This is a genomic window from Ferroplasma sp. Type II, assembly GCF_000496155.1.
In genome coordinates this window covers 1-13,179 of sequence record NZ_KI542694.1, presented here as the reverse complement: position 1 = coordinate 13,179, position 13,179 = coordinate 1, and the positions used below count along the sequence as shown (strand labels likewise).

The following is a 13,179-nucleotide window of genomic DNA, read 5'->3' as shown; positions in this document are numbered from 1 at the left end:
TCTTCCGGCCGGGGTGCCGCACCATGGAGGTTCTTCTGCAGGTTTTCTGCGAGTACCCTAATATTATCGTTATCATCAAATAACTTCTTGAATCCACCTTTGTTCTTGACAGACTGCTGAAATTTTCTAAGGGGGTTGCGAAGGCTTGTCATAGAGGCTCCAATATCAAGATCCTGATAACGTTTCTGTTTAGCGGCATCCATATTTTTTAAAGTACTTTTAAAATTCTCCATATCGGTAATTTTTGGAATTTCTATAACCTCGTATTCTCCAATATAATTCATTCCTCTGCACCCTCCGAATCGTTTTTTTTCTCAGGGAAAATTATCTCATAAAAAAATCCGAAGATGGTTTTTTGATCAAGTAGTAACTCGTCTAATTTAGACCCCTCATTCAACCTAATTAAAAAATTTAAAATGCCATAAAATATAATGAAAATCATTATAAGATGCTTCACATCGAATTCAGACGTGCACGGGGCTTGTACAGCTTCATCATAAAAGTTTACATACAGGCCTGATTCTTTGATTTTATCCCAGTTTTCCACATCAATGCTTTTGAAATTTTCAATGAGAGCAGGGGGAAAATCAAAATTAACCCCCTCAAATAGTTTTGAAATGCTGCTAAAATTTTTATTGAAAGATGGAATTAAATTACCTAGGATAGGTTTTAGTATTTGGTATAATGGATCTATAGATTTTAAAACTATTTGAATTGCCTTGAGTTTCTCTCTATGATCATATGTGTTAAAACGCCTAATATCATAACTCTTTAAAGAATCATTGATATTACCTAATATCTTTGTATCTTCAAATTGTGAAAAAATGCTATCGTATAGTTTGATCGAGTTTTGCATATCAGATTTTGGGGTGTTTATAAGTAATATTAAGCCTTTTGCAAGTTCCTCTATCCCTATTTCTATAAGGGCAGCGCCGGTTGGTTTGCTTGTATTCAACGAATCTTTAAAAAGTCTAGACGCATTGTCATGGCATTTCTTAACATTTTCTATGTTTGCAAATACCTTTACATCAAAATTCTTATTTTTCTTGCTCATTCTAGCCTCGCCCCGCAGTGCTTGCAGTAGACTGCATCCATATCATTTTCAGTGTTGCAGTAGGGGCATATCCTTGTTTTTCCCTCTGCTATATGGTCTGTTGACATTAATAATTCAGCAATTTTTTTGCCTTTGTCCGTAAGTGAAATTAATACATACCTTCTGTTATGGACATAATCACGGGATTTTACTATTCCATCCTCCTGTAATTTTTCAACCGTTCTGGTATATGTTTGTGAATTCTTCACGATGTTTTTAAGCTGAGTTATATTGACCTCTTTGTGCTCAAAAATATATAAAATAATCGCGTATGCATGCTTTCCATATTTTCCAAGATCCATTATCTCTATTCACGTAATATGTAAAAGTAAATTAAATCATTGTTCAATCACAATTCACGTTATATGTGATAAACTTTATAGACTAATAACATATAACGTTATTAGTGATTATATTGAGTAAACAAAAAAGGGTTACCATAACATTGAAAGATGAGGGCCTTAAATTTTTTAAGGAGCATGTGGAAATCAGCCCATCGGGCCTAATGAGGAAAGCTATTAAAGATTATAGGGAAAAACTGGATGTGCCTGCATGATATTCAAAAAAACCAGGATAAGGCTGAATTATGGAGAGAATATTGAATTCACGGATGTTTTTGGCTACATTCATTCCGGAATCATAACATACGATTCAGGCCTTGTAATCCTGGACAACTTTTCCAGGTATTCTGCCAGAGATATCAAAAAATTCAGGGTGATTTATTGAAGTGCCAGTTTTGTGGAAAAGATCCATACAATGATCCAGCATATGCCTATATGTAAAAGCCGCTATAGTGTGTTTTGAAAAGTTCATATCCCGATGCCAGGAGGGGAGCATAAATGAATGATCTGGATAAAACGTTGAAGTATTTCAGGATTAAGATGCTTCCTGAATACTCAATGGAAACACTGAAACGCGCCTCAAGATGCATAGAAAGGTTTTCAAGGCTCGGCCTGGATGTGTTCGACCTCGATATGGAATGGATTTACGAATACTGCTCCAAAGAGCTTGAGCATGGAAAAATGAAAAAAAGTTTAAGGTCTGAAATGGGGGATATGCAGAGGTGGGCAGAGTACACAGGCCAGAATATAAAGCTTCCACACTTCAAAAAAGAGCCTGACCCTGATCCCTGGCTTCCCACAGAAGAACAGTACAGTAAGATTCTGGAGGCATGCACAATAAGGATGCATACCAAAATCCGCGATTGCCTGAAGCAGAAGGAACATGAGAGGAAGTGGTTCACCATAGGCTTAATCATCAAGGTATTCGGCGAAGGGGGCATGAGGGTATCGGAGCTGGTAAGGATAAACAGGGATGACGTATCAGAGAAAGGATTATTCATAAGATCGTCAAAAAAGGAGAAGAACCGCCTTGTGGCTCTCGCTCCCGACACAATAGAATCAATCCACAAATACATCCTGGACTACAGGCCTGAAACAGACCAGAAAGCATTATTCACAGGGGATTACCGAAGACTTACAGCTGCCATGTTGAGGAAATACATGAAGCAGGCAGGAAAGGCATCAGGCGTAGGGGAACCGCACCCACATGCATTGAGGCATTTCTGTGCAGCCAGGCTATTGAAGTCAGGAATAGACATCAGGAAAATACAGATACACTTGGGGCACTCTGACATTGCATCCACAACAGCATACACCCATCTCAACGGATCCGATGTCCAGGTGGAAATAAACGATTTATACCAGAATATGAGAAATGAGAAGTTTTTTCGTGGAGAAAACCTGAAAAATGAAGGATTTCAGAGCGGGGTTCAAACATCCGGCATTACTAAAATTGAATTAGGAGGCAGTGTATGACTGGTTTCGCAATTAAAAAATTGGAAGGCAAAAGTGCTTCCGTAAGTGATGGAAGCACTGGGATTTGAACCCAGATCTAAGGGTCTCTTCCATGTTTCATTGTTCCAGTCACTCATCATGTATTCAGATGACCTTTAGCTAATCACAAACTGACTGGAGCCCTCTAGGATACCTGACTACCCCATGCTTCCTTAATCACTGTATTATTTTTTTATATAAATATCTATAGCTTCACCTGGAAATATTTCTATGCACCAGAGCATGGACACCTGCCTGACAGAAACTATTCAAATCTCATCCCTCCAGAGGGGCAATAATGTGCATAAATAGATTTATAAAGTACCATGGACTTTATTTTCATGGAGATAAACAAGAAAAGAATACAAAAGATGAGGGACATAATTTACCAGAATTTAATGGAAAGTTATCTGCCCTTTCCACTGGATACAAAACTATACTCTTCCTGGACAGCAGATCTGCCACATGGCGGCGATACAGTACTTTATACATCCTATATGTACCAGATTTCAGGCATCCTGAAACGTTATGAGGCATTATTTCCTAAAATCTACCGCCTGAATATCCCCAGAAGGCTAATGACCGCATCGAAATTTTTGATTAAACCAGATGATGGGGAACTTAAAAGGGCTTTCAACATACTGAATAGCATAAAGTCCATGCTTTCAGGAAGCAATTTAAAATTCGGCTACCTCTATGACCAGGAACCATATTCCGGTGCATTGCTGCTAGAATCCGGATTTATCAATGAATATAAGGAATACGGCAAAAAGCTTTACAATTTTTTCAGTGAAAGGGGCATAAAGCAAATTATTACCGTTGACCCCCATACAACAAATGCATTAAAACGATACAGAGATTTCATAGACTTTGACATTGAGGTGAAAAACTATCTTGAACTTGTCAATTTTAAGGGCACCGGCGATTATGTCATACACGATTCATGCCTCTATTCCAGGGCCATGGGAATGTACGGCTCAATAAGGGAAAAAATAAGCAATTCCGGAATATCAGCAAGTGAAAATTACCTTGTAACCGGAAAAGAAATGGGGAGCTGCTGTGGAGGACCACTATCACTGGTTTCCACGAAGGACAGTGAGGATATATCCAGGTCACGGGCCGAAAAACTGCTCTCAGTGAATAAAAATGTTCTGGTGATGTGCCCACTGTGTTATCAAAATCTTGCACCATATGTAGGCAATATAAAGGATCTGGCAGAGGTGGTTTCATGAACTATGAATGGGACGTTGCGGTAAACAGGGCAATTTTGAATAATGCGCCCAAGGTGCAGAGAATTCTGGATGAGAACCCGTATATAAGAGATGTTGCAGCAGAGCTAAGGAAGACAAAAAACGTTGTGCTGGACAATATTGACTCCTATATTTCAAGGACGGAGGAGAGTGTTAAAAGAACTGGAGGGCATTTCCATTTTGCTAAAAATAGTGAGGAGGCCATGAAAATTGTCCGGGAAATTCTGGGAGAGAACACAAAGATAGTCCTCTCAAAGTCCAACGTCCTTTATGAGATAAAATTAAGGGAGATACTGGAAAAGGATGGAAAGGACATATGGGAAACCGACCTTGGAGAATATCTTGTTCAGATAAATCATGACATGCCTTCGCATCTTGTGGCCCCTGCCATCCACCTTACAAAGGATAAAATAGGAAAGCTCCTGAACAGGAACCTGGACAGCAGCATAAATGAAAATACCTCAGCTGAAGAAATGGTCAGCAGGGTAAGAAAATTCCTTATGGAGAAATACCTCGGTGCTGAGGTGGGCATCACAGGTGCCAATGCCATAGCTGCAGATACAGGATCCGTCCTGCTCATTGAGAACGAGGGCAATATAAGAATGGATACCGTGCTTCCCCAGGTGCACATAGCCATAACCGGCATAGACAAGATAGTTCCAACACTGAAAGATGCCTTCAATGAGGTCATAGTGCAGGCATCCTATGCGGGATACTACCCACCGGCATACATAAACGTTACATCCGGCCCCAGTGCCACAGGGGATATAGAACTTCAGCATGTTTCACCGGCTACAGGGCCTAAGGAATTCCATTTAATAGTTCTGGATAATGGCAGAAAGGAGGCAATAGATTCTGATATACGTGATTCCCTGCTATGCATAAGATGTGGCAGATGCTATTTCTCGTGCCCATCCTATAAACTTTATGGAAAGGAGTTCGGTGACAGCCCCTATACAGGGCCCACAGGTATAATGTGGTCAGCCATAACAATGAAGAAATATGACAAATCCATGCTTTGCATGCATTCTGGCGGTTGCCGTGAGGTGTGCCCCATGGACATAGATATCCCCAGGGTAATAGAAAAGATAAAATTCAGGTACATGGAAGCCTGAACATTTATTGATTTTTTATATCTGGCAAAGAATTAATACAATTCGTCAATACAATACTATGATAGACAGGGAACTGGAATACAGATATAAGTCTGATGCCCATTTTGTTTACCCGGATTACAATGGATATAATTTCTCCAACATAAACAATACTATTCTGTCATTATTTAATATATCCCACAGGGGAAGAGGCCTGGAAAAAAGGCTTTATGGCAACATATGCGGCCCAAAGAAGGTTGTATTTGTTTATATAGATGGCTTAGGATACGACAGCTGGATCAATTATCTTGGAAATTATAAGGCATTTGATGAAATAAACAGGTCGGGTACTGTATCTCCAATTACAGCCATTTTCCCATCCACAACTGCGGCTGCCAGCAATACCATAAACACAGGAACCACACCACCGGAACATGGCCTCTTTGAATGGAGGCTTTATATAGAGCAGTATAACATGGTCCTGAAGAGCCTTCCCTTTATACCGGCATATAAGCAGGACCGTGAAAGATTTTCGCAAATAAAGCCCGACCCATCCATACTTTTCCATGGAAAAACATTTTATGAAAAATTGAAGGAAAACGGTGTGAAATCATACGTTGTATCACATGCTGACCTTTTGAAGAGCAGTTATAGCCGCATTATGTATTCCGGTGCAAGGGAGAGGAAGCGGTATGATTTCCTCTTTGAAGGGTTCCTCATTTTGAGAAAACTTCTTGCAAAAATGAAAGAGGATTCCTATGTATTTTTCTACATTGAGGATCCGGATAAAATGGAGCACCGTTACGGTCCTGGCAGCCCGGAACATCTTGAATCGCTCCATTATATAGCAGAAATGTTCGATGGCCTCCTGAAAGCTCTAGCCGGGCAGGATATTTCCATCATAATTTCTTCAGACCATGGATTTACACCGGTATATAATAAAATATATGTATCCGGAGTAAGTAATTTAATGGCTTCCAGAGGCGGATTAAGAATACCTGAAACGTGGAGTCCAAGGGATATGGCCATGCACACTGAAAATCCATCAGAGCTGAAGTATGCGCTTGAAAATCAGCTTGAGGGCAGGGCAGATGTAATAACCAAATCAGAACTTCTGGCATCTGGTATTCTTGGAGATAAAATGCCGGATGAAAAGTATAAATCAAGAATTGGGGATGTTACTGTACTTCCTTATTCCGGCAATACCGTATGGTACAGATATTATGAAGATGACATAATAAAGGATCGGGGAATGCATGGTGGGTTAAGCAGGGAAGAAATGATCATACCATTTGCAGCAATAAATTTAAAGGATTTAAAAAATTATTAATTTATCTGGTGTTTTTTATTAAATTCTCATAGATTTCAAGGAATTCAAGCCCCTTGTTTATTCCGCCGAATATTTCATCCTTTCTTATGGATTCGGCATCTTTCCTCATCTTATCCGGGTCTTTTATTCCGGCATTTCCAATCATGGACTGTACGCATCTGTTTATCCTCAGGGGGCTGAGCTCAAAACTGTACATTACATCCACTATATTTTTAAGGTTCTCCAGTACATACTGCCTCGATCCATCACTTGCCGACATTGCAACAAAGAATGAGTCCATATCCTGTTTTTTGGCTCTTCCAGATTTAACAAATTCCATAATTGCACTGTGGTTTTCATCCCCCTCAAGAACGCCGGATGCCGTTATAGCCTTCGTCTTATCCTCATCATTTATGGTATTCTGTATTATATCTGCAAAATACTGGAAATCATTGTTTATTTTTGCCTGTGCAACAAGATACGCAAGCCTGAAATCAGGATCCACATCTTCGTAGCCACTGTATTTCTTTAGAAGTGATGAACAGAAATCACTGTTTATATATGCCAGCCTGGTATACAGCCCAGAAAGGGTGATTTTGAAATTGAAATCATCCCTTTTGTTTGCTTCTATATACTCCATTTTGTCCTTTATATAGAAATTGGCAAGGTCTCTGAAATATGGATTGTTTGTTATTGTATACAGGTTAAAAAGCTGTTTTGATATTTCGTCTATGACTATATTTTCATTGATGCCATAAAGTTTTTCCAGCCTTCTCACGTATTCTGTCATACTGATTTTTCCTGAAAGAAGGAAGGCATAAAGGTCGTTGGCCAGTCCCCATTTTTCATTTGCAGTGACCTGGGGCAGGTTCTTTGATATGGTCTCGAACATTGCATCATCGTATAAAACCCTGTAAAACCCGTCATGGTTATAGTTCAGGGACAGTATGTCTCCATCTATCTTTATCTCGCTTCCTTCCATTAGCTGTTTCTCATCCCTTGAGAACCTGTTTATAAACAGTGGTATTTTCCATGTGGAGTTTTTATCACCCTCAAGGAAATAGAACTGCTTCTGGGCAACTTTAAGTGAATCCCCATCCCTTTCCGTTGTAAGGTAGGGATAGCCCTTCTGTGAAATCCATTGTTCCATTATGGCAGATATGCCCTTGCCTGACTCCTTTTCTATGGCATTCCACAGGTCGGATCCGGAAGCATTGCTGTATGAAAATTCCTTAAGATAATTTCTCATGGCTTTCATGAATACATCATTGCCCACATATGCCTCAATCATTCTCAATACATTTGAGCCCTTCCCATACCTTATTTCATATGATAGCTGTGATATGCTTCTGGGGTCAGAAACATCTGCATTTATTGGATGTGAATTTTTCAATGCGTCCATGGTGTATGCACCATCTGTCTGGTCAAGAAGAAAATCTCCAAAGAACTTCCAGTCCGGATTGGTACTGTCAACTGTTTTAAACGCAAAGAATGTGGCAAAGCTTTCATTTAGCCACAGGTCATTCCACCATTTCATCGTTACAAGGTCACCGAACCACATATGTACCAGCTCATGTGTAATGACCTCTGCTGTTCTCTTATAACTCCTGCTTGTTGTTGATCTGTCTATATTCAGCAGGATTTCCCTGAATGTGATTGCTCCCCAGTTTTCCATGGCACCAGCTGCAAACTCCGGCACGGATATGAGATTCAGCTTCGGAATCATATAATCTATTCCCGTGTAGGTTTCAAGGTAATTCAATGATTTTTTTGCTGTTTCAATGGGGTATTTTGAACCGGTAAGGTGTCCCTTCATGGCAGTGAGAAATATTTTCTTCCCCCTGTATTCATCCTCCATTTCATCGAAGTGGCCGACACCGAGATAGACAAGATAGGTTGCCATTCTTGGTGTTTGATCGAATTCAACAACCTTTTTATTATTCTCTATGGTTTCAGATTTTACTGGCATATTTGATATGGCCTGCAAGTCACTGTCAATTACCATTGTAATATCAAAGGTTGCCTTATAACTGGGGTTGTCTATGCACGGGAATGCCCTTCTTGCATCAGATTCTTCAAACTGCGTGGAGAGTATATACTCCTTATCGTTTCCGGCCACATAGAACCCCTTAAGCCCTCTGCTATTGTCAGATGAAAATTTCACATCCACGGAAATATCGCCGCCATTCGTGGAAAATGACACGTTATCTTCAGTAACTACATATTTCACACTGGAGCCATTGATTTTTATCTCATGGACATCTATTTTGTCCAGGTCAAAGGTTACTTTTTTATCTGCTTCCTTAATTTTTACGTTTTCTGTTCCCGTATATTTTTTTCCTGCAAAATCAATATCCAGTTTAATTTTATAATTGACAACTTCCATATTACTTCATATTCTTAGGTTTAATAAATTTTTTCAACCCTGAATATTTTAAATAATACAAGCGAATACTGAAATATGGATCAAAAATACAGTTTCGCCTATATGGGGATAACAGTTATCATGGCTTTATTGTTTATGCAGTTCCTACTGGGCATGTACATCAACCTTTATGTTTCATTTCCTCCAATGAATAGCATCACACACATGGGCCCACACAATTTCCCATCAAATTACATTGTTGTTATGTTCCACATGATGCTGGGATTTCTTATACTTGTAGTTTCATTTATAATGGTTCTGCTTAGCCTGGGGATAAGGAATTCTAAATTAGTAATTTCCAGTTTTCTGTCATTTTTCTTTGTGATAGTTGCGGGCATCTCAGGCTTCCTGTTTCTGTTCAATGAAAAAAATCTGTATTCCCTTCTGATGGCAGTTTCTTTCATAATAATTGTACTGTCTGAATTTTATTACTTATATGTTATTAAAGTAACGGAGAATAAACTAAAATAAAACTAATTTCCCATTAAGTCTAAGGATCTTTTATAGAGTATATCCCGCATAAGCAGAAAAGCCCTGAAATTCTCTGGATTAAACCTTTCGGAAAAGCCATCGATTCTGGACATAATTCTATAATAATAGAGCACCTCTATGGTTTTTCTGCATGCCCTGAAAGCAACATGTGCCGCTCTGCTGTTGCATAGGATTAATTTATAAGCATTTGCCCATCCCTTTTCCCCCTTGATTTTTTCCATAAAAGTAAAATCCTCTGGTTTTTCTCCGGTTATTATATAATTTTCCAGGGACTTTATGAATTCTACCATTTTTTTGTATTCCTCTGCATGAGGGGCATCAAGGTCTATAAGCCTGGCCAATAACTCAGCAAGATCATATTCCCTCATAAAATACATCTGTATGCCTGAATCATAATCCTCTTCCTTCTGATCTACACAGCAATGAAATCTGGGAAATTCTTCCATATTTTTATTATAGTGATATTCGATAAATATTTTGCTCTATGCAATAAAATATGGCTCTTAGTTCCTCTATGCTGGTTGTTCCAGGAAGGTGAAATCTAAATAATCATGATATTACTGGAATTACGCTAAATCATGTTGCATGGCTACTATGATATAGAGCCATTGCCTTGAATATCCCGGGATATAGGAAATGATTGCGAATATCAGTGAAATTTACCACTATAAAAGTCATCTAACTCTAAAATATAAATTCTAAACAGAAATAGAGCTTCAATCAATGGATTTATGAATTATATAATCATCTATTTCGAAATTCTTGATTGTTATGTCAATGAACTTGTCCTTTACAGAGTTAAAATCATGTTTAATGCCCGAAATTTTGTCCATAGAGGTCATTATATCAGGGGAAAAGTTGCAGGGATTGATGAAATTAAATTTCTTAAGGTCAGTGGATATATTCAACCCCATTCCGTGCATTGTGGCAAATCTATCTATTCCAATGCCTATAGAGCAAATTTTTTTATTGTTTACCCAGACACCGGTTTTTTCATTCAGCATTGGCTCTCCATGGATTCCATATGATTCCAGCAATTCTATTACAGAATTCTGTATTATTTTAATAAGCCCTAGGGCATCGATGTTTCTCCTTTTCATATTCACTATGTAATAGGCAACCAGCTGTCCGGGCCCATGGTATGTCATGTAGCCTCCCCTATTTACCTTCACTGCACTGGAAAGGTCACCCTTATAATGTGCACCTGCAGTATATACATCAGGATGCTGCAGGAAAATAAACGCATCGCCTCTTGAATAATCATTCACTGCACTATGCACCTTTTTCTGGAAAGATAACGCCTCCATGTAATCAACTGTTCCGGGATCGTAAATGCTGATTCTGGATGTTCTCTCCTGTATCATTTTTGTGCGCCTCATTCTGGGAATTAATACAGTAATATCATCATACGCTTAAAATGTTTTCCAGTGATTAATATTTTATATAACCCTGTAAATATTTACTGATTACCTGTGTATAACGATTTTAACCATAACTTCACCAGGGCAATGATCGTGACCTGTTAATAAAATTTTAGTAAAGTTCATAACTTCATTTTTGTCAAAAAATATATATAGATAGATAGACATACTCTATCGTATTGCTTATGGCTAATATAATCGATAGTTTTATTAATATACCCCGGCAAAAAGAGGAAGATTTTTGGACTCCGGTGATAATTGACCACATAAGGCAACTCGCTTATGATGGAAAACCACTGGATATTTTACAACCTGATGAATTTAGTTTGAGGATTCTGGACAATATTTACTTTAAGAATTTGTCCAGTAATGTAAAGGATAATCCACTGGCAGATACTGAAACAGACCTCATGGGGTTAAAACTTTCTGTTCCATTGTATTTAGGCGATATGTCATTTGGTGCCTTAAGCGGAAATCCCAATATAGCAATTGCCAGGGCAGCAGATATTACAAAAACTCTTTCAGGCACAGGTGAAGGCGGGCTTCTTCAGGAAATTGAGAATTATGAGAGAATTTATGTGCAGTGGGCATCTGCACGATTTGGTGTTGATTATAAAACTATCAATGCAGGGTCAGGAATAGTTATAAAAATAGGCCAGGGAGCTAAACCCGGCATAGGTGGGCATCTACCCGCAAGCAAGGTCACATCAAAAATATCTTCGGCAAGGAGGATACCAGAAAACATCGACGCAATTTCTCCAGCACCGCATCATGATATTTATTCTATAGAGGATCTATCGCAAAGAATTGAAGCTTTAAAACTTGCTACCGGCAAGCCCGTATTTGTAAAGGTTGCAGCAACCAATTACATACCATACATAGTTACAGGGATAGCCAGGTCTGGAGCGGATGGTGTAATAATTGATGGCCAGGGTGCCGGTACAGGGGCAACCCCGGAGGTGATAAGGGATAATCTTGGGATACCCATAGAACTCGCAGTTGCATCATCTCATGATATTCTGGTAAGAGAAGGCCTGAGAGAAGGATTTAAAATTATAGCTGCGGGAAGAGTAACAGGTGCACTGGATGCCGCAAAACTCTACGCCCTGGGTGCGGATGTCGTTAGCATGGGAACGGCAGTGTTAATTTCCATGGGATGCATAATGGTAAGAAAATGCAATCTGGGCTTTTGCCCGGCTGCACTGACAAATAAGACCGATGGAACCAAAGTTTATAATATTGATTTCGGAGTTAACAACATAGTTAATTTTATAACCGGCTTTAGATTGGAACTTGCAAACATTCTTGATAATTTGGGACTTAAATCTGTAGATGAATTAACTGGGAAGAAGAATTTGTTGTATGCAAAAAACATTTCTAAGGGTGCAGGAAATATACTAAAGATTGATGCAGAGTATTCCAAGCACAGTTCTAATATGGGCAATTTTTCCCCAAACAGAAAATATTTAAATGAAATGATTACTAAGGGCGATGTTCCCATTACAAGCATGGGGAGCACCACATCTCCGGAGGTTGTCAAACCCAGCAGAATAATTGACTGGATAAGGCTGGACGGAGCCCAGGTTACAAGGCCCTCTATAGATCCCTATAGAGAAAACATAGATACCACGTTTTACCTTGCCCATGGAAAAATAAGAATGTCTATACCGGTTATTCTGGATGTTTCATCTCAGAGAGAGGATATAAAGGAATCCCTGTACTGGGCATCCTTATTTATGGGCAATTTAGTAATTGACAGGAAATATTATAAGAATTATAAGAAAATAACTATTATTAGGGATGGGAATTTATACAGAATAAAAAATTTAAAATTCGGGGAAAAATCAAATCCAGGTATGGATGGATTTATTATAGGTGAATCGGACTCGCAGGAAATCGAACTATCCGATCTGGATATGAAACTCAAAAATGTGGGTTCCAGGTATCAATATGATATAATGGCATATATATCAAAATTTAAGAATTCTGGGGATATAATCAAATATCTGGCCCTTGGAGCTGATTCAGTTATTTTAAATGCAGACATTTTCAGCGATTCACTTGCCAACAACTATACAAACCTGAATCAAAAAGCCCTTAATTTTCTGCTCATTATTAAGAGGGAACTTGCATTAATTTCTGGCGCAATGGGAGTATCAAATTTGCAGTATTCTATCACTGGAAACAGGGAATTGCTGAGGGCTGTAAACATGGATGAGGAACTGGAAGAAAGAATAAATGTTCCGGAGGCTGGTTCATT

Annotated in this window: 14 protein-coding genes and 1 tRNA gene; 8 read left to right on the top strand and 7 right to left on the bottom strand. The window is 38.8% G+C overall.

All coding sequences use genetic code 11. The annotated features are described in order from the left end of the window. The 3 genes from AMDU4_RS02825 to AMDU4_RS02815 form a co-directional block, all read right to left on the bottom strand. Positions 1–284 (bottom strand): hypothetical protein (locus tag AMDU4_RS02825; protein ID WP_021786474.1); only part of this gene is annotated, 284 nt, incomplete at its 3' end. After that, positions 281–1,054, bottom strand: coding sequence for a hypothetical protein (locus AMDU4_RS02820; RefSeq protein WP_021786473.1), 774 nt, complete (start codon positions 1,052–1,054; stop codon positions 281–283). The genes AMDU4_RS02820 and AMDU4_RS02825, both read right to left, overlap by 4 nt. Beyond that, positions 1,051–1,395 carry a zinc-ribbon domain-containing protein gene (locus tag AMDU4_RS02815; protein ID WP_021786472.1) on the bottom strand — a complete coding sequence of 115 codons (345 nt, stop codon included), beginning with the start codon at positions 1,393–1,395 and terminating at the stop codon, positions 1,051–1,053. The genes AMDU4_RS02820 and AMDU4_RS02815 overlap by 4 nt, the downstream gene beginning before the upstream one ends. Positions 1,396–1,508: 113 nt before the next feature. Here AMDU4_RS02815 and AMDU4_RS02810 point away from each other — a divergent pair, with 113 nt between their 5' ends. The 3 genes from AMDU4_RS02810 to AMDU4_RS02800 all read left to right on the top strand — a co-directional run bounded on the left by AMDU4_RS02810 (position 1,509) and on the right by AMDU4_RS02800 (position 2,910). Further along, complete coding sequence (locus tag AMDU4_RS02810) at positions 1,509–1,649, top strand: hypothetical protein (protein WP_290704016.1); 141 nt, start codon at positions 1,509–1,511, stop codon at positions 1,647–1,649. After that, a complete protein-coding gene (locus tag AMDU4_RS02805; RefSeq protein WP_021786471.1) occupies positions 1,646–1,819 on the top strand; it encodes a hypothetical protein in 174 nt (57 codons plus the stop codon). Before AMDU4_RS02810 ends, AMDU4_RS02805 begins: the two co-directional genes overlap by 4 nt. Before the next feature lie 113 nt (positions 1,820–1,932). Continuing rightward, positions 1,933–2,910 (top strand): site-specific integrase, encoded by a 978-nt coding sequence (locus tag AMDU4_RS02800; RefSeq protein ID WP_021786470.1) that lies wholly within the window; start codon positions 1,933–1,935, stop codon positions 2,908–2,910. 49 nt (positions 2,911–2,959) lie between these two features. Here the strand turns inward: AMDU4_RS02800 and AMDU4_RS02795 are convergent. Then, a tRNA-Trp gene (locus AMDU4_RS02795) sits at positions 2,960–3,101 on the bottom strand. Between the two features lie 168 nt (positions 3,102–3,269). Between AMDU4_RS02795 and AMDU4_RS02790 the strand changes: the two genes are divergently transcribed. Genes AMDU4_RS02790 through AMDU4_RS02780 form a run of 3 tightly spaced genes read left to right on the top strand, consistent with a single transcriptional unit; the run spans position 3,270 to position 6,602 of the window. After that, positions 3,270–4,160 carry a (Fe-S)-binding protein gene (locus AMDU4_RS02790; protein WP_021786469.1) on the top strand — a complete coding sequence of 297 codons (891 nt, stop codon included), beginning with the start codon at positions 3,270–3,272 and terminating at the stop codon, positions 4,158–4,160. Then, the gene (locus AMDU4_RS02785) at positions 4,157–5,293 is read left to right on the top strand and encodes an LUD domain-containing protein (protein ID WP_021786468.1); all 1,137 of its coding nucleotides are present in this window, start codon (positions 4,157–4,159) and stop codon (positions 5,291–5,293) included. The genes AMDU4_RS02790 and AMDU4_RS02785 overlap by 4 nt, the downstream gene beginning before the upstream one ends. A gap of 58 nt (positions 5,294–5,351) precedes the next feature. Further along, positions 5,352–6,602, top strand: a complete 1,251-nt coding sequence (locus AMDU4_RS02780) for an alkaline phosphatase family protein (RefSeq protein ID WP_021786467.1) — start codon at positions 5,352–5,354, stop codon at positions 6,600–6,602. Between the two features lies 1 nt (position 6,603). On the opposite strand, the gene AMDU4_RS02775 is transcribed toward AMDU4_RS02780, so the two are convergent. Further along, positions 6,604–8,967, bottom strand: coding sequence for a M1 family metallopeptidase (locus AMDU4_RS02775; RefSeq protein ID WP_021786466.1), 2,364 nt, complete (start codon positions 8,965–8,967; stop codon positions 6,604–6,606). A 75-nt stretch (positions 8,968–9,042) separates the two neighbouring features. On the opposite strand from AMDU4_RS02775, the gene AMDU4_RS02770 reads away from it, so the two are divergent. Then, the gene (locus tag AMDU4_RS02770) at positions 9,043–9,477 is read left to right on the top strand and encodes a hypothetical protein (protein WP_290704013.1); all 435 of its coding nucleotides are present in this window, start codon (positions 9,043–9,045) and stop codon (positions 9,475–9,477) included. A gap of 2 nt (positions 9,478–9,479) precedes the next feature. Here AMDU4_RS02770 and AMDU4_RS02765 read toward each other — a convergent pair whose 3' ends face one another. Together AMDU4_RS02765 and lipB are read right to left on the bottom strand one after the other, a co-directional pair. Beyond that, the gene (locus tag AMDU4_RS02765) at positions 9,480–9,944 is read right to left on the bottom strand and encodes a hypothetical protein (protein WP_021786464.1); all 465 of its coding nucleotides are present in this window, start codon (positions 9,942–9,944) and stop codon (positions 9,480–9,482) included. A 270-nt stretch (positions 9,945–10,214) separates the two neighbouring features. Beyond that, on the bottom strand, positions 10,215–10,862 hold the full coding sequence (gene lipB / locus AMDU4_RS02760; protein ID WP_021786463.1) for a lipoyl(octanoyl) transferase LipB: 648 nt from the start codon (positions 10,860–10,862) through the stop codon (positions 10,215–10,217). 242 nt (positions 10,863–11,104) lie between these two features. On the opposite strand from lipB, the gene AMDU4_RS02755 reads away from it, so the two are divergent. Further along, the coding region (locus AMDU4_RS02755; RefSeq protein WP_021786462.1) for an FMN-binding glutamate synthase family protein at positions 11,105–13,179 on the top strand (2,075 nt) is incomplete at its 3' end.

Excerpts from the sequence above, each read along its gene's own strand:
- AMDU4_RS02805 (WP_021786471.1), top strand. The coding sequence starts at position 1,646 with ATGATATTCAAAAAAACCAGGATAAGGCTGAATTATGGAGAGAATATT.
- lipB (WP_021786463.1), bottom strand. The coding sequence starts at position 10,862 with ATGATACAGGAGAGAACATCCAGAATCAGCATTTACGATCCCGGAACA.
- AMDU4_RS02775 (WP_021786466.1), bottom strand. The coding sequence starts at position 8,967 with ATGGAAGTTGTCAATTATAAAATTAAACTGGATATTGATTTTGCAGGA.
- AMDU4_RS02820 (WP_021786473.1), bottom strand. The coding sequence starts at position 1,054 with ATGAGCAAGAAAAATAAGAATTTTGATGTAAAGGTATTTGCAAACATA.
- AMDU4_RS02800 (WP_021786470.1), top strand. The coding sequence starts at position 1,933 with ATGAATGATCTGGATAAAACGTTGAAGTATTTCAGGATTAAGATGCTT.
- AMDU4_RS02770 (WP_290704013.1), top strand. The coding sequence starts at position 9,043 with ATGGATCAAAAATACAGTTTCGCCTATATGGGGATAACAGTTATCATG.
- AMDU4_RS02790 (WP_021786469.1), top strand. The coding sequence starts at position 3,270 with ATGGAGATAAACAAGAAAAGAATACAAAAGATGAGGGACATAATTTAC.
- AMDU4_RS02765 (WP_021786464.1), bottom strand. The coding sequence starts at position 9,944 with ATGGAAGAATTTCCCAGATTTCATTGCTGTGTAGATCAGAAGGAAGAG.
- AMDU4_RS02815 (WP_021786472.1), bottom strand. The coding sequence starts at position 1,395 with ATGGATCTTGGAAAATATGGAAAGCATGCATACGCGATTATTTTATAT.
- AMDU4_RS02785 (WP_021786468.1), top strand. The coding sequence starts at position 4,157 with ATGAACTATGAATGGGACGTTGCGGTAAACAGGGCAATTTTGAATAAT.
- AMDU4_RS02780 (WP_021786467.1), top strand. The coding sequence starts at position 5,352 with ATGATAGACAGGGAACTGGAATACAGATATAAGTCTGATGCCCATTTT.